Here is a 17,261-nt window from a genome sequence, read left to right on the forward strand (position 1 = left end):
GGCTTCTTACTAAACTTTAGTTATTGCTGAAGTAGGAGGTTGTTACTTCTCCTTAAAAGCCACGTCCTAGCAGTACATTAATAAGCTTGGAACCCTCTATTTAACGAGAAGATCGTATTACCACTGCTGTCGTCGCGTACTTCAGAGTTGAACTCAGAAAAAAGCCAGTCAGTTTGCACTGACTGGTTTTATTTTTTAACTCGAAAAGTTATCGCTTTAAGCGCTTATAGCGGATTAAGACCTAACTGTTCAAGTACTAACTTAAAGTTCTCTCGGCGCTCTTTCACGTTGTGAACGTCACCGGTAGAACAGGTCAAATCAGGACAGCCACGGTTAACGATACCAGACACATCATCGATAAAGTCGGTGCCTTTCATGCCACTATCAACATACTTTTTCAGTTCGTTATGATAGTTCCAGTTACCGTATTGACCATTTTCGTCAGGGTAGGCTTGTACTGAGGTTACCCAGTAGAACAGACCCGCAATCCATTTGATCTCTCTATTCTCTTCAGAGCTACAAATTAAGCCTGGGTTCGAACAGAAATCTAATCCTGCATATAACGGGTTCGATGGTGGTGCTTCAACCGTTACACCATCAATGGTTTTACCAACTGTCTCTGGGTCAATGTGTGAACGACCTAAGTAGTGGTTAAGCGTACCGAAGTTTTGACGACCCGTGGTTTGAATTACCCCACGGCCCCACCAGCCACAACCTTCAACACTCTCTTGGCTACTGCCATCCCAAATAAACTGACCTGCTTTTTGCTCAACGTAAATTTTACATTCATCACGTTCCCACACTTGTTTAGAGGTATCTACTGATGTTGGTACGTCATTACAGTGGCCGTTGTTGGTCCAACGACCCACGCTACCATTAACAAGCAGACCGCGCTCTTCAAGTACGGCATTTGGCGTCGCAAATACTGGCGCTGGAGCGCCGTACCATTTCGCATGGGTTAATGCACTCACTTCCATTTTGTTATCACGAGGGCAAGAGTAGGCGTGATCTAAACCAGACTCTGGGTTCACACCGTAATCTGCGTATTTCTGACCAAGCTGACCGCAACTTGCAGACATTGGGTAATCTGTTGGCGCGCCATATTTTATTTCAGACCAGTTGTTCTCGTCACAGGCATTGTAGCGAATCGTCTCTTGCATACTTTGTGCTAAGAAGGCGGCAATCGCCACTTTTGCATATTTGATGTTGGTGGCATCATCGACATTTTCATAGAGTAACCAGAACTTATTGCCTGCCACACCAATGTTATGCATGGCATTTAGGCCATCCATGAAGTCTGCCCACTTATAAACCGTAGACGGAACCCATTGTGATTGAGGCGTTTCGTACAAAAATGCAGTATTGTTCATTGCATCTTCAGCATCTGCTAATTGACGGTTTAATGCTTCAATAACCGTTAGGTTGCCGCTTTCTGTTGTTTTACCAACATAGTAGAGTGGCATTTTAGCCGCTTGGTAATGCTCAATTTTACTGGTTAATTCTTCAGAATCTTTGTCAAATAAAATAGCAAATACGTTACTGAATGCCGCTTTACGAATTTGCGGTTTGCTTGTCTTGTCACCCATGAAGTAACTAGCTGCTTGCTCTGTTGGGAGCTTGTCCAGCATTGCGGGTGTGCTAACAAAGTCAGTCACTTGCTTCACGTACTCTAGTGCATTGTGCCATTGCTCATTTGACAAGGCTGCTGTTGAGCTTGATTTAGTGAAGGCAACAAAGTCAGCTTTGTTTGCAGTATCAGCTTGGTATAGTTCAAGCTTGTCCAGTAGATCGGCTGTGAATACCGATGCTTCATCCCAAACAGACTGTCGACCAGAATGCGTATCGAAAGCAAAGTCACCAATGCTTAAAGACCAACCGTAGCTTGCTTGTGGCGCTAGGGTAGCAATGATGAGGTGGTGAGCTTGAGCCCAACCTTTCAAGTCATTGCTAAGCGCGTTGATGTCATCAATATCAATGCTATTGCCTGTGATATCCATCGCTTTGGTTAGTGCTGCTTTAACAGCAATGCTATTTGTCGATAACGCTTTATCTTGGGTGGCTTTATCAAGCAGATCACTGTTGATGATAATGGATGAAGATTCTGCTTGTGCAACCATTTCCATGATTGACACGAAAGTCGCTGTTAGCTTATCGAAATCAGCCAATTGTTCGCTGTTACTGGTTTCGACTGTCAATGTAGCAGGTGCTAGCGACGATGGGCTAGCAACTACCAAGGTATTTGGCCAACCAGCCACTTCTAGACGGACAGGATCCATCGGGTTTGGCAGTGAAAGTAGCGGTGCGGTACCTGGCTCTGTGCCGTCACAATTGAGGTGAAGAGACCATGAAGCGTCACTACCTGGAAGGGTTTGAGTCCAGTAAATCGCAGAGTAAGCGATGTTGCTATGCACCATAATGTCACCACCAGTTGCATGATCACCACGCGTCCAGTCTGGGTAGACATTGAAATCAGTACATAATCCACCTGGTGGCGTTACAGGCGGCTCAACGGCTTCTTCAACAGTGATGTTGACACTCACAGTTGAAGCAAGGCCTTCAGCATCCGTGGCGATAGCTTTTAGTGTTACGTTACCCACTTGAGTCGGCAGCCAGTCACAGGCAAATATGGCACCTGTGGTTGCATCAAATGTACAAATTTGCTTGTTATTGGCTTTAACAATCAGTTTGGTTAAATCATCATCTGCATCTGAGGCATTAATAGAGATAGAAACGGTATCTATTTCGTTAAAGGCAGCCCCATTGGTTGGGGTAATGAATTTCACCACAGGTGCGGTAAAGTCTTGCTCAGCATCGGCTTCTACCGTGACAGAAACAGATTTTTGTTCGATTTTTTGGTTTTCTTTATCGAATACAAATACGTTAACCGTTACGCTGCCTTCCTCATTTGGAGTCCAGCTTTGCGAGTAAATCGTCTGACTTTGATCAATCACTTTTTGAGACAACTTCTGGTCGTTAACCCAAAACTCAACTCTTGCTGCTAATTCACCATTAACACTCACTTGGATTGCAGTTGCTGCGTCAACTGTTAGCACCTGACCTGTTACTGGAGACAGAATCGATAATTCGGTCGCTTCTGGCTCACCAGGCTCGCCTGAACATTCAGTTAGATCCCAAAACCATGAGTCTGCACTTGGCGATTCCCATACACCAGGATTGTTTTTAGCAATAAAGCATTGGCCTTCAAATGAAACAACTACGCCATTTGCAACCTGAGTTTTACCTGGAACAAAAGCAATAATATCGCCTAAATCAGGTTCTGGCTCAGGTTCTGGTTCTGGCTCAGGTTCACCCGAACATACTGCAGTATCCCAAAACCATGATCCTGCATTTGGGGATTCCCATACACCAGGGTTGTTTTTGGCAATAAAGCATTCGCCATTATAAGAAACAATATCTCCGTTCTGAGCTTTTGTTTCTCCCGGAACAAAAGTGACAACACCAGACGCTAGCGTTGCGTCAGCGGCATATAGATAGCCACTGAACATAACGCTGGTAAGTGCGATAGTGATTTTATTTATTTTTATCAAGGTTTAGCTCTTCTTTTATTCAATTTATCCTTGCAGATAAATTCATTAATTATTAACGGGGTGTAATTGATGGCGAAGATAGCAGGTAGATTGCTGTAACACACTCAGTTTTAAGCCCGTTAAAGTGCAACAGAGCAAAGATAAACCAGTCAGTTAAATTAAGTTTAAATATGGAGTTAAAAGCGGAAAGAATGCTTCCGCTTTAACAGGAAATTGTTGCGTATTCCGGCAAAGCTAAACCAATCAAGACATATATGGTCGTTGCCAGTTAGTCTAGATAGCACTTCTCTAATAGAGGCTTTTTTGCTTTAGTTTCTTAATTTAGCGATGAAGAGTGTGAAATGTTCTCATACCAATCAGTATAAAGATTTGATCGCTCAGCGAGAGTTTAGCGCTTCTGAGGCAAGGCAACGAGTGAAGAGCATAGTTATTCTACGGTTAAACTCGTTAACACAGCATCAGGACCGCTAAAACTCGCCTGTCAAGGAGTGTTTTTGGCTGCCTACTTCTGCGTTGAATGAACTCATAAGGGAACAATCATTATGTCGTCCATTCGCCTTGAATTAGCTTGCCAAAAAACACTCTGAATAGATCAACTTCTTATACTGATTGGTATAACTTTCTGTTCATTTCGACGTTTTGCAGATGCTGATGCGTGATTAGAATTGAAACGAGGTAAACTAGCTAATCAGTTTACCTCGCCAGCAAATTGAACACTATATATACCCAAGCTACCTCAAGATGCTCGTTTCAGAGCCCCCGTAGGATAGCTGAATAAGGCAGTGATTGAGAATAATGGTTATTCCCTTGTCAATATCACTAACGCAGTGCAGGGATTCTACGGGCACTCCCGAAGGGCATGGCGAGAAGCAACATTTTTCTGTGTTATGAAATATTGAAATAGAATAACTAGTTCTTCTATTTCATGCCTTGAACTCTGTCACTTCTCGACATGCTGAATCCTGCATCTTGAAGTTGTTTGGGTATACAAGGCACTAGGCATTAATCGTGCGGCGAGCCATGGCTGTGAGGTAATCATTGAGGGCATGGGATGCTTCGATGGCAGCACTTGGATCGCCTGCGACTATTTTTCGTAGTATGGCGGCGTGTAGGTGCGCAGCATCAGCTAAGTCTGTCTGCTCATTTTTATAGGCAAACCAGAAACGGCGTGATAGCCCCTGCAATGGTGCCATTGCCAACTCCAAATATTCATTATGGGCAACTTGAACCAGCAGTATATGGATCTGTTTGAGTAATTTGGCGTATAAGAAGTCATCATGCTTATTGGCACATTCCTCTAATTGTCCTGCCAATTTAGTCATACGCGATTGCTCTGAGCCCGTGGCTCTACTGGCTGCAAATCGCGCGCACAGGGCTTCGACGTCACGTCGCACTTCAAGGATTTTTAGTTGGCTCTCTAAAGATATTTGCGGAATTTGAATGCCTCGACGAGGATGGATCTCTACCATTCGCTCGTACGATAAACGCTGTAATGCTTCGCGAACAGGAGTTCGTCCTACATCGAGTAATTCAGACAGTTGCTTCTCACTGACCATAGATCCTGGTTTCAGTTCTCTGAAGGTAATCATTTTTTCGAGTTGGTCGTAGGCAAACTCCGACTTGTTCACTATGTCATTAGTGATCATCATCACATTCCTTTTTAAAATTCGTAACCTAGATCACGCTTTTGTATTTTTCATTTGTTCACAACATGATACCGGAATATATTACACGCCTACAACTGATATATCAGATGAATATTACTGTTATGTTAAGTGTGTATCAGTGCGTGGCGGATATCAATAACCTTTATGTTGCAGATATTCGCGCTCCATGATTGCCAATGACAGCGCACTGTAACTCTATATAAATTGCTGCACCGATAGTGCTAACAGTTAAAATGCTACATTAACCTTGTTCCCTTCACGCGAGTCGTAGGGGCTGTATGGAATTTAAGTATGGATTTCAAGAATCTCGATCATAAGCTATTTTGGCCCGCCATCAGCTTCACTTTTTTAAGTTTGGCCATGGCGGTATTTTTTCCGGAAAGCTCTAAAGAATTTGCCCATGCAGGTATGAAGTGGGTCACTAATGATATTGGTTGGTTTATTCAATTGGCTGGTTTTAGTGCGCTTGTCTTCTTAATGTGGATGGCGTTTAGCCGTTTTGGCCACATTAAACTGGGGGATGATAATGATGTCCCTGAATTCACATATGCAACCTATGCGTTCATGATTTTTACCGCAGGTGTCGGCGCTGCACTCATTTTCTGGGCTGTGGGTGAGCCTATGTATTATATGCAGAACCCACCTATGTTCACGGAAGCGGGCAGTCCCGAGGCATCTCAATGGCTGATCACTTATACTTTATTCCATTGGGGTCCTATTGGTTGGGCTATTTTCTGTTTACCAGCAGTACCTTATGCTTACTATTTACACAAGAAGAAGAAACGTAACTTACGTTTGTCTAATCTGCTGGAAGATGTGATTGGTGAGAAAAATGCGAATGGACCTTTGGGTTATGTTATCAACATTATCGCTATTTTTGGTACCTTGGGCGCCTTCTCTACTTCTATGGGGCTAGCTGTTGATCTCATTGGCTCAGGTATTGAGAAAGTCACAGGTTTACCAAATGATATTTGGCTTCAAGTTGGTTTGATTGTGTTATTTATTGTCTTCTATGCCATCGTCATGTTGGCGGGGATGAAAAAGGGCGTGGCTAAACTGGCTAACTGGTGTGTGTACGCCGCGTTTGCCTTAGGTCTTTTTATCTTATTGTCAGGTCCAACAGCCTTCATCATGTCTTATTTCTTCGACAGTATGAGTGTGATGGTGGATAATTTTGTCCGCATGAGTTTCTGGAGCGATCCGGTAGAAAAGTCTGGTTTCCCACAAGCATGGACTATGTATTACTGGGCTTGGTACTTTGCCTATTTGGTGATGATGGGAATCTTCTTAGCCCGTATTTCTAAGGGGCGTACAATTAAAGAGTTGGTGCTGACGACTATTGGCTTTGGTTCTGCAGGTTGTGCATTCTTTATCGCTATCTTCGGCAGTTATTCAGTGTTCAGTGAACTGACGGGTGCACTTCCGGTACTTGAGTGGATGAATGAGGCTGGGGTGTCCATGGCGGTAATTGAAGTCATCAATGCCCTACCCTTTGGCGGGGCTATCTTGATTGTGTTCTTGGTTGTTCAATTCTTCCTTATGTCTACGACGATGACATCGGCGGCTGTGTCTATCTCTATGATGACCACGAAAGAGTTGGATGCAGATGCAGATCCCGATGTGTCGGTAAGATTGATTTGGGCGTTAGGTATTGGTGCGGTTTCCATGGCTGCTTTCTTTATGGGCGGCAGTATCGATACGATTAAGTCCATGTGTATTATTGTTGGTTTACCAATGATTTTCTTGAATATATTGATGGTGGTTTGCTTAATGAAGTGGATCAAGAAAGATCACCCTGAATTGATGAGAGTGAAGGTATAGAACGATGGGCGCAAATATTGTTTCAGTTGAATTTATTCCGGTTAATGTGGCTGCCACCAACTGGAGTGAAAATACAGTTATTGTTAAGGTAACTGATGAAAATGGTGTTTATGGACTGGGTGAGGCCGATGGGCCGCCGGAGTGCATGAAAGCGTTCTCTGAGATAGAGAATGAGCATAAATGGTTAAATAACATTAAAGAAGCGGTTATCGGTCAAGATCCGTTAGAGTTTCGTGCTAACTACAAGCGTATGTATGACACCACCAGTTGGATTGGTATGCGAGGTTTGGGCATATTTGCCATTTCCGGCATCGATATGGCCTTATATGATCTTGCTGGCAAGCAGTTAGGCGTTCCGGCTTATAAGCTTATGGGTGGCACTCAGAAAGCTGAGTTGACGCCTTACTTTACTCTGTATCCTTCGGTAGCTGCCGATGCCACACTTGCCGATATTATTGAGGCCTATAAGCCGCTTATCGCTAAAGCGAAAGCGCGTGGTGTCAAAGCGGTTAAAGTGTGCATTATTCCCAATGAAAAAGTAACTGACAAAGAGGTTGTCGCCTACCTGCGTGAGTTACGTGAGGTCATTGGCTGGGATATGGACATGATGGTGGATTGTTTGTATCGCTGGACTGATTGGCAAAAAGCCCGCTGGACTTTCCGTCAGCTGGAAGATATTGACCTGTACTTTATCGAAGCTTGTTTGCAACATGACGACTTGATAGGCCATCAGAAATTGGCAGCTGCCATCAATACCCGTTTATGTGGGGCTGAGATGTCAACGACTCGTTTTGAAGCATTAGAGTGGTTGGAGAAAACCGGTATCTCTGTGGTGCAGTCCGATTATAACCGTTGCGGCGGTATCACTGAGCTACTGCGTATTATGGACATCTGTGAACATCATAATGCGCAACTGATGCCCCATAACTGGAAAACAGGTATTACTGCGGCCGCGGCACGCCACTTCGGTAGTGTGTGTCATATCTCCGAATATATTGAGTATCTACACCCAGATTTTTGGAATGGCACTTTGACGCAACAACTCACGCTTAATGAGCCAGAGATCATTAATGGTGTGATTGCGGTGAGCGACAAGCCAGGGTTAGGGATCGAACTGAATATCGAATTTGTGGAGCAGGTTACTGGCCATAAGTTCTATACCCAAACAACTTCAAGATGCAGGATTCAGCATGTCGAGAAGTGACAGAGTTCAAGGCATGAAATAGAAGGACTAGTTATTCTATTTCAATATTTCATAACACAGAAAAATGTTGCTTCTCGCCATGCCCTTCGGGAGTTCCCGTAGAATCCCTGCACTGCGTTAGTGATATCGACAAGGGAATAACCATTATTCTCAATCACTGCCTTGTTCAGCTATCCTACGGGGGCTCTGAAACGAGCATCTTGAGGTAGCTTGGGTATAAATAACTTACCATTATTTATCCCTTTCTCGTCAACGCCGATAAGTTATGCTTATCGGCGTTTTTTAACTCCCCACAAAACTTGTCATATTAGGCATTAACAATTATCCGTATTCCCAGGTGTTAGTGATCACGGTCACGTTAACGTTTGAAGTTCGCAATCTAGATCACGTTTTGGTGTTTTTCATTTGTTCACAGCATGATACCGGAATATATTACGCATCAATAACTGATATATCAGATGAATATTACTGTCATGTTAGATGTGTATCAGTAGGCAAGCAGATAAATGTCAGGGTCTTTTGGAGTGAACATGAAAAATTGGAAAATCATTCGCCGTTATGAGCAGTTGCCGGATCTGCCGATACTCGCTCAGGTTGATGTATTGGTTGCTGGTGGAGGCCCTGCTGGGGTCGCCGCGGCTAAAACAGCTGCCATTGCTGGTAAGAGTACCTATTTGATCGAGAAATATGGCTTTTGTGGCGGCGCTGCCGTGGCGGGATTGTCTGGTACTATTTGCGGCATGTATATGGCCACCGATGATGCAACCGCGGCTCCAGAGCAGGTTGTATTTGGTTTTACAGAGCGTTTTCGTCAGGCACTAGCCGACAATAATGGCGTTACAGCCCCACAGCGTTATGGCAAAACCTTCACTGTTACTCATGACCCTTTGGTGTGGCGTGATGTGGCCGATGAAATGCTTATCAAAGCAGGGGTCAATATTCTCTATCACACTGCGGTGTCTGGCGTGATCATGGATGGCGATCGCTTTAAAGGCGTTGTCATTGAGTCAAATGCTGGTCAAAGCATTATATTAGCCAACATCATTATCGACGCTTCTGGCGACGCTGCCGTTATCGCCCGTGCTGGTTTAGAGACCTATTTTGGTGACGAAGGTCGCATTCAAAATCCCACCATGTTCTTTCGTGTTGCTGGTGTGGATATGGAGCAGTATTTGGAATACTACGGTATGGACACCATCTGTCCGCCGAAAGTGACCGAGAACATACTCAAGGCCAATAAAGAGTTGGGCTGGGAGTTGCCACGCCACAAGATCTGGATCTTCCCGACCACTCGCCCTGGCGAACTGATGGTGAACGCGACGCGTCTCGCTGGCCAAGATGGTCGTATGTTGAACGTGATTGACCCGGTTGATTTCACCGAGGCTGAAGTGCTGGGTCGTCGTCAAGTACGTGCCTATGCCAAGTTCCTCAATGAGTTTGTGCCTGGTTGTGAAAGTGCCTATGTGGTTGATACCGGCGTTGAAGTCGGTATACGTCAGACTCGCTCTATCAAAGGGGTTAAGACACTGACCAATGATGATGTAGTCAATTGCCGTAAGCAAGACGATGGCATTTGCCGCACGCCATGGCCTATCGAACTGCATTCAGGTAATAAGCCGAAGCTGCACTGGTTGTTGAATGATTATTACGACATTCCTTTTGGCACCTTAGTACCGCAAGTGGGCGAGAACATTATCGTCGCTGGCCGTTGTCTTAGTGCTGAACATGAAGCGTTAGCATCGGCTCGAGTCACAGCCCAGTGTTTTGAACTTGGCCATGCTGCCGGTGTTGCTGCAGTGCAGGCTATCGATACTCAAACTCCGATCCGTGACCTTAATGTTGCTGATATCCGCGCCACCATGATTGCCAATGGCAGCGCTTTATAAGGTAAGAATGATGAAAGATCTTAAAATTGCACGTGTAGAGCTTTATGCCGTTGCCGACCGTAATGCAGCGCCTGTACCTTGGGCTGATAACCAAGAGCCACTGCTTTACACCAATAACATTGTGCGTCTGATCTGTAACGACGGTACCGAAGGTGCTGGTGCAACGATTAGCTATACCGAAAATGATTTCGACCGTTGTATCATCGAATCTCAACGTACTATTGTGCCCGGCTTGTTGGGGAAAAACCCGCTGGCGACCCAAGAGTTGTACAACTGGTTGATGTCTCGCTGCACGTGGGGTGGATTACCAGCTAAGTCGCCTATCGATATCGCTGCTTGGGATATTAAAGCCAAGAAAGCGGGAATGCCGTTATATATGTTACTAGGCGGAGCTCGGGAGAAGATACTCTCTTATGCCTCGACACCTATGTTCGATACCGTTGAAGAGTACTTTCCCTATATCGATGGCTGCATTGAACACGGCTTTACTGCCATCAAACTTCACTGTTATTGCGTGTACCAGAAAGACGTGGCATTGGTTGATGCTGTTCAGGCTCGCTACGGTAAAACGGCTATCCGTTTTATGTTGGATACGGCCACTTTCTATACCCCAGAGCAGGCGATGAAAATGGCTAAGCGTTTGGAGAGTTATGATTGGGAGTGGTTCGAAGCACCCGTTTCAGACTATGACTACAACACCTACAAGCGTCTGACTGCCAAGACAGATCTGGAGATCTCTAGTCATGGTAACTGTCTATTGACTCTGCAGGAAGTGACCTACGCCTTATCTCAAGGGATGTGGTCAGATGTTCGCCAAGATGCAACCGTGTGTGGTGGCATTACACCGTTAAACAAGTGTTTCCATATCGCCGAAGGTTTCTCTAAGAATTTAGAGATCCAGTCGATGGGATACACCTTGACCCAAGCGGCTAACCTGCATGTAGCACTGGCTCATAACAACTGTAAATACTTCGAACAGTTCTACCCATACGATGATTTTGAGCTAGCAGCTAAGAACACCATTCGCACCGACAAGCAGGGCTTTGTCCATGCACCAGAAGGTAATGGTTTGGGTATCGAAATGGATTGGGACAAGGTTAAAGAGATGTCGGTAGCGTCTTACGTATTTGAATAATCGACGTAAGCTTACCGTTTTTCTCTGAGATATATAGCTGTCTGACTAAGTTCTGCCGATTAAAATATGTTGTTAGCGTCGTAATTTAAAGGGGGGACGCGAAGAACATTACGGCAGCGACTCGGTCATTTCAGCTGTTCCATATAAAAAATCAAAGCTGTTGTGAAACTACAAAATAATAACTTGTTTTTCAGTGGCTTTTAAAAGAAGAAATAACAATGAAATTGAACACCTCAGGAATAGATCTCAAACTTACCTTCGGCAGCTTTGGCTTTGTGTTGCTGCTCGGAATTTTAGCTGTACTGTACCCCGAAGCGGTTAAAAGTACTATGGGTAGCATGCTGGACTTTGTTGTCATCAATTTTGGTTCTGGCTTCCTCTGGTACACATTGTTCGCCACAGGCGCACTCTTGTATCTGGCTTTCTCTAAGTTCGGTAATATTCGCATGGGTGATTCTAAGCCCAAATTCACTAAGTTCCAGTTGTTTGCTATGGCATTATCTGCTGGCATGGGAGCCAGCACCATGTATTGGGGCTTTATTGAAGCGGTGTACTATTTCATGGACCCACAATTCGGCATAGAAGATAAACATATGGCCATGGAGTACGCGACTGCTTATAACATGTTCCATTGGGGAGCTGCAGGCTGGTTTATTTATCTCATCGTAGCCATTCCATTTGCTGTGGTTTTTTATCTGAAAAAGAGCCAAAGCCTAAGCTTAAGTGGTGTGATTAACAGTCTGTTTAATGATGCTCTACCTGTTTGGGCTCAGAAATTGATTGATCTGTTATTTATTATCACCACATTGGCAGCGACTGCGCTCACACTGGGGCTTGGGATCCCCATGATCTCCTCCAACTTAGCAAGTCTGACTGGTATTCCTGATAACCTGATGTTAGGCATCGGCGTAATTCTGGGACTGTCTGTTATCTTCTCTCTTAGCTCCTATATAGGTATCGAGAAAGGGATGGCACGTCTGTCTACTGCGACAGTTTACATCTGTGCCGCTTTTGTGGGTATTATCTTCATCATAGGCCCATCTGCGCTGATCATGAATAACATGACCAATGGCGTTGGGGTCATGTTAAGTGATTATCTGCGAATGAGCACCAATACAGATCCCTATGGCAGTACACTATTTCCTCAATACTGGACCGTATTCTTCTTGGCTAATTGGATCTCTTACTCTCCTGGCGTGGGCGTATTTATTACCAAAATTATTCAGGGTCAGAAGCTACGTGATGTGATACTCATTTTAGTGATCGGTGGAACGTTAGGCTCTGCAGTGATCTTTGGTGTGTGCGGAACCTTTACCATGAACCTAGTCAACACAGGGGTGGTGGATGGTGTCGGTCTAATTGAAGCCGGACAACCTACGTCTCTGGTGAAGGATGTATTTGGTTCAACGCCCATTCCTATGGTACTCACAGCCATCTACTTGGTCACTATGATCCTGTTTACCGTGACGACATTAGATGGTACTTCATATTCCTTAGCTAGTATTGCCACCAAGAAACTCGATGCTGAAGCAAACGTATCACCGATGTTCCGTCTATTTTGGTGTATGTTGTTGACGGCATTGCCTATTATTTTCTTGTTGATCAATGCGGATTTGAATATTTTAAAGTCATTCCCAGTGCTAATTATCGTACTGATTGTGCCAATATTCTTTATCGCTGCGGTGAAAACCCTACAATACTTGAGCTGTAACTATGACAGCATCATGGAGCACCAGTATCAGCAGGATAAAATCCTAGGAATAGACACAGCAGTAGCGACTAAGTATAACGCTCAGAAGACTAATTAATTATTACTCAAATTAGTTAGCCGCTTTATTTAATGCCGATAAGTTATGCTTATCGGCATTTTTAGTTTTAACCATGTGTGTAGTGCTTGAACTGTTCTTTCTTCCATGACGAGGTTAACATAGTGTTAATTGTTCAGTGTGGTAGCAGGGAGTCAGATGGGTGCTTTAGTATTGATAAATGGTGTGGGGATGGCTTATCAGCGAGGTCTCTCCGGTGTGAAGGTTCTGCTGATTGTGTTGCTGACGATGCTGTTCTCTGTTGGGATCACCATTTTTGTTATTCGCACTTATATCTTCCCTGCAGAATTAACGCCGGTGACCTTAAATGACAAGGAGGAACTAAAGCTAGATAATAAGTTGCGTCAACTAGGGTGGCTGCCTGATACTAATGTGAGTTCGAAAACATCGGCTCAAAGCGAACTCAAAAATGAGTCGAGAACAGCTTCTATACCAGCCTCTAAATCTAAAGTTGGCGAATTAACGCCTGAGGCATATAGAGAGTTCGATGGTGATCGGCAGGTGATCTTTAGTGAGAAAGAGGTCAATTCGATGATAGGAAATAATCCTGATTTTGCTCGTCGTGTTGCCATCGATTTTTCTGATAATCTTGCCAGCGCTAAAATATTAGTCCCGATCCCCGAAGACTTTCCGTTCATGGCAGGTGAAATTCTGCGAGTTAATGCCGGTATCGACATTCATCTAGACCAGTCTCGTCGTCCAGTAGTGGCTTTGGTTGGGGTTAGTTTGATGGGCGTTCCTATTCCGAATGCTTGGTTGGGGAATATGAAAAGAGTTAATTTAGTCGGAGAGTTTGGTGATTCCGGATTCTGGAATACGTTTGCCGATGGGGTTGAAGAGTTGCAAGTACGTGATGGTGAGCTTTTTATAAAACTGAGAAAATAACCTGTGATACAGCCAGTTTATGTGGCGTTAACGTTTGGGGGCAAACATTGAAATCAATGAGTCAGAATATTCTGACTCATTTTTGTTAAACAGCTTTGTGAGATTGAGATAGCGTGCAGTGTTACTGTTTTTCAGTGACTAAACATTGATATAACGCATCTTTTAATACCGCTCTATCATGCTTTAACTGATGCATAGCCTCATCATCAATGGGTGCGCCATTTAATTCGAGTTTTCGAATCTCAGCATCGAGCAAATTGTACTTTTTGGCTTGTTTGGCAAAGGCCTCATTGCTTTTGGAAAGCATTGCAATGACATCTTTGTACTCGGGAAACTCGTGAATAAGAGAGTGGTTTTCACCTAACATAAAATCCCCTTGCTATAGGTCAAAAGGTTAACAGTACAGACTATGCTAACCGCAAACCTACCAAGCTTCAAATATATCATTTCGCCAGTTAGGTAACTAAAAGCCTCTCTTACAATGGGTTTTGATGCATTTTATTCTGTATTTTCAAGTGACTTAAAGATAGAGAATAGGAGTTTAATTCCTTTATTAAATTTCTGACTTTTCAGTTGTCGCTTATATAGCATTGATACATTTATAAGCATTGGCCATCATGGTGACAGAGCCTGTGAAACCTAAAGGGCGATATAGATAAATTGTATCAGCCTCAAGCAATGCGGCTTTAATACGCATCTCATTGAGTGTGCCCCATACCATGTCTTTATCAGCATGGAGCCAATAATCATAAAAGTGACCTTGAGAGCCTATTACTGTTCCCTTGTGCTCACATTGACTTATAGACTCTGACACATCCCAGAGGACTTTGACTTGATTCGAGTCATCGGTTGGGAAGGTGATACATCCACTTAATCCTAACGTTAATAACAAAACAGCGATGCTGGAAACGGCTTTCATACAGCTTTTGACCTGAAATTTAAAAAGTAGCAGATAGTAATGGAATAGGGGGGCACTGGACATCTTTTACGTTGAGCATTGGGAGATAGGCAACATAATGATTCGGGTTTTATAGAGGCTGAGTATGATCGTTCCTCAATATTTGACGGTTGTGAGTCGCTTTATTCGGTGTTACTAAAAATAGCCGTAGCTAAAACCGATGCGTTCAACCATCATTGTTATCCGCGAGATTGGCATTTGAGTAGTGAATATATGAGAACCCTAATTGGTGATGATCAAACAAGACAATTCCCACTCCTAACTTGTCTTCAAATTGCCAATTAGAGCCCATGTTTCTGTCACCATAATATTGATTTTCCAGATAAGTGGCGCCAATACCGATCTCTAAGTAGAGAGACAGATATTGAAAATGAAGCTGGTACTTAAGTGAGGGGGTGATGGAACCACCATTCTTATCATCATAGAGAAAATCTTGCCAATGGTGGTAGGCGCTCTCATCAAAGTGAAGAACTGATAGTTGTTGGTAAGAGGGGAGTTTTGCTACTGATATAGGAGTGTTATGTGGGGGATATGAAGGGATAGTGTCTATCCCCTCATATAAAGTCAACCAAGGTTTAGTCGATATAACTCGAAGCGATTAACGCCGCTTTTAATTAGGTGAGAGTGTTGCACGAAGGCTGAGGAGTTCTGAAATTTGGCTAATCCATCCTTAGTATCCCACTCGACAAACGTCAGCTGACCCGGCGCGATTAGGGGAGAGGCATGTGCTTCAAAGCGCGGATTATGCATCTTGTAGATGAAGCGGCCACCTAGCGCGTTAACCGTCTCCTTTATGTTGTCCATATAACGATAGTAGTCGTTAGGATTACTTGGGTTTAACCAAGCGACAGCTAAGGTGTAATATTTCGCTGATTTGAAGGTTAAGCGTAAATCTTGCTCTAACTCGTTAGTGTAAATCTTAATTTCATCCCAGCCTTTAGGGCGAATTTGTTTCATCAATGGCCAATCCGGATGGGAGAAGAGTTTGTTTTCAGCGGCTTCATTTGGCCAAGAGTAAAAGATTAATGCGCCGGGGGTAAAGTTGCCTACTAAGGTGTCGCTAATCTTGAGTTGTGCTTCGCGTTTGAGACCATAACTTTCACCCAGGAGCAGAACCTGCCGATAGTAGATTTGGCGTGCTTCCTCCCCCTCTTTTTTTCCTACCGGCATAACAAGGGAGAACATCTGACCTTTTGAAAGAACAATGCTTGTTTGTTCAGCTACCATGTTTACTTGAGGCTTGTTTGTTTGTTGGGACACATCATGTGCGCATGCACAAAGCCCAAGGGATAAAGTTAGGAGTATTGTGTGGGGGAGTCGCTTTCTACTGTCGGTTCTCATAAATCATTAAGCCTTGTTAGCTGTTGACGTTATATACACCCTAACAGGGATTGTTGGTGCAGGATTGGATTTACTTTATGGTGTGGTGGTGCGAATATGCACCAATGAAAGATTGGGATAATTACCGACTTATACTGGCTCTTCATCGCTCAACAACTTTGCGTGGTGCCGCTGAGCGACTTAATGTTAACCACTCTACAATATCCAGACGCTTAGCTTTGATGAATAAGGAGGCTGGCGGGGAGCTGTTTGAACGCACTGCAATGGGCTATCGTTCAACCTCTTTAGGAGATGAGTTTATTCGTGCTGCTCATCATATTGAACAGATTACTATCTCGAGCGAGAGGCGAAAACGCGCCTGCGTAGAGGAGATGTCCGGTGAGATTAATCTATCTGTTCCCCCACCGATAATGCAATACCTGCTTCTTGATGAGTTTAAACAGTTTCAACTGCAGTATCCAAATATTCGTTTGAATATCAATGCTTCTTTCGATCTTCTGAGTCTGGATAATTCAGACGCTGATATTGTGATACGTGGTACTGATCATCCTCCTGACTATTTGATTGGTCGTCGCATTGGAACAATTCGATTGGGTTATTATGCTCAAAAAGAGTATCTCGCCAACACAACGTTGAATGCGCGTCGTTGGATTGGTCGAAATGCCGAGGAGGAGTCGCCTCAGTGGATAAAAGCGTCTCCTTTTCCAGAAGTCAAAATTGGCATACGTTCAGATGATATTATGACGCGCCACCATCTAGCTGTTGCTGGTTATGGTCTTACCCGAGGGGCATGTTTTATGGCTGAACAGGAGCGGGAGTTAGTACGTATCTCAGAACAATATACGGATTATTCAGCCCTCTGGCTGCTGACGCATCCAGATTTAAAAGAGACTCCGCGGATCAGAGTATTAGTCAAGTTTCTTACTGCTTGCTTGCTCGAAAAAAAAAGGATGATTGAGGGGAGTGGTTGAAGCCTGAGCCAACGTTTTG

The 17,261-nt window shown here is 44.0% G+C and carries 13 protein-coding genes; 7 read left to right on the plus strand and 6 right to left on the minus strand.

Annotated features, from left to right (window positions below):
- Nucleotides 1–224 precede the first annotated feature (224 nt).
- Nucleotides 225–3,548: an Ig-like domain-containing protein gene (locus HWQ47_RS05545; RefSeq protein ID WP_269970182.1), complete on the minus strand. Its 3,324-nt coding sequence runs from the start codon at nucleotides 3,546–3,548 to the stop codon at nucleotides 225–227.
- A gap of 995 nt (nucleotides 3,549–4,543) precedes the next feature.
- A complete protein-coding gene (locus tag HWQ47_RS05550; protein ID WP_269970183.1) occupies nucleotides 4,544–5,197 on the minus strand; it encodes a GntR family transcriptional regulator in 654 nt (217 codons plus the stop codon).
- Nucleotides 5,198–5,506: 309 nt separating this feature from the next.
- Between HWQ47_RS05550 and HWQ47_RS05555 the strand changes: the two genes are divergently transcribed.
- From HWQ47_RS05555 to HWQ47_RS05580, 6 genes are all read left to right on the plus strand, one after another.
- Nucleotides 5,507–7,036 (plus strand): BCCT family transporter, encoded by a 1,530-nt coding sequence (locus HWQ47_RS05555; protein WP_269970184.1) that lies wholly within the window; start codon nucleotides 5,507–5,509, stop codon nucleotides 7,034–7,036.
- Nucleotides 7,037–7,040: 4 nt separating this feature from the next.
- Complete coding sequence (locus HWQ47_RS05560; RefSeq protein WP_269970185.1) at nucleotides 7,041–8,240, plus strand: mandelate racemase/muconate lactonizing enzyme family protein; 1,200 nt, start codon at nucleotides 7,041–7,043, stop codon at nucleotides 8,238–8,240.
- A gap of 530 nt (nucleotides 8,241–8,770) precedes the next feature.
- On the plus strand, nucleotides 8,771–10,126 hold the full coding sequence (locus HWQ47_RS05565) for an FAD-dependent oxidoreductase (protein WP_269970186.1): 1,356 nt from the start codon (nucleotides 8,771–8,773) through the stop codon (nucleotides 10,124–10,126).
- 7 nt (nucleotides 10,127–10,133) lie between these two features.
- The gene (locus tag HWQ47_RS05570) at nucleotides 10,134–11,261 is read left to right on the plus strand and encodes a mandelate racemase/muconate lactonizing enzyme family protein (RefSeq protein WP_269970187.1); all 1,128 of its coding nucleotides are present in this window, start codon (nucleotides 10,134–10,136) and stop codon (nucleotides 11,259–11,261) included.
- Between the two features lie 218 nt (nucleotides 11,262–11,479).
- Nucleotides 11,480–13,069, plus strand: a complete 1,590-nt coding sequence (locus HWQ47_RS05575) for a BCCT family transporter (protein WP_269970188.1) — start codon at nucleotides 11,480–11,482, stop codon at nucleotides 13,067–13,069.
- Between the two features lie 156 nt (nucleotides 13,070–13,225).
- Nucleotides 13,226–13,972: an arginine N-succinyltransferase gene (locus HWQ47_RS05580; RefSeq protein ID WP_269970189.1), complete on the plus strand. Its 747-nt coding sequence runs from the start codon at nucleotides 13,226–13,228 to the stop codon at nucleotides 13,970–13,972.
- A 121-nt stretch (nucleotides 13,973–14,093) separates the two neighbouring features.
- Here HWQ47_RS05580 and HWQ47_RS05585 read toward each other — a convergent pair whose 3' ends face one another.
- The 4 genes from HWQ47_RS05585 to HWQ47_RS05600 form a co-directional block, all read right to left on the minus strand.
- Nucleotides 14,094–14,339, minus strand: coding sequence for a YdcH family protein (locus HWQ47_RS05585; protein WP_269970190.1), 246 nt, complete (start codon nucleotides 14,337–14,339; stop codon nucleotides 14,094–14,096).
- 213 nt (nucleotides 14,340–14,552) lie between these two features.
- Entirely contained in the window at nucleotides 14,553–14,891 is a 339-nt protein-coding gene (locus HWQ47_RS05590; protein ID WP_269970191.1) for a DUF4156 domain-containing protein, read from the minus strand.
- 205 nt (nucleotides 14,892–15,096) lie between these two features.
- A complete protein-coding gene (locus HWQ47_RS05595) occupies nucleotides 15,097–15,498 on the minus strand; it encodes an acyloxyacyl hydrolase (protein ID WP_269970192.1) in 402 nt (133 codons plus the stop codon).
- Complete coding sequence (locus tag HWQ47_RS05600) at nucleotides 15,495–16,190, minus strand: hypothetical protein (protein WP_269970193.1); 696 nt, start codon at nucleotides 16,188–16,190, stop codon at nucleotides 15,495–15,497. The genes HWQ47_RS05595 and HWQ47_RS05600 overlap by 4 nt, the downstream gene beginning before the upstream one ends.
- Nucleotides 16,191–16,327: 137 nt before the next feature.
- Between HWQ47_RS05600 and HWQ47_RS05605 the strand changes: the two genes are divergently transcribed.
- Complete coding sequence (locus HWQ47_RS05605) at nucleotides 16,328–17,242, plus strand: LysR family transcriptional regulator (RefSeq protein WP_269970194.1); 915 nt, start codon at nucleotides 16,328–16,330, stop codon at nucleotides 17,240–17,242.
- Nucleotides 17,243–17,261: the final 19 nt, after the last annotated feature.

Origin of the sequence: Shewanella sp. MTB7 (genome assembly GCF_027571385.1) — a bacterium.
Lineage (GTDB): Bacteria > Pseudomonadota > Gammaproteobacteria > Enterobacterales > Shewanellaceae > Shewanella.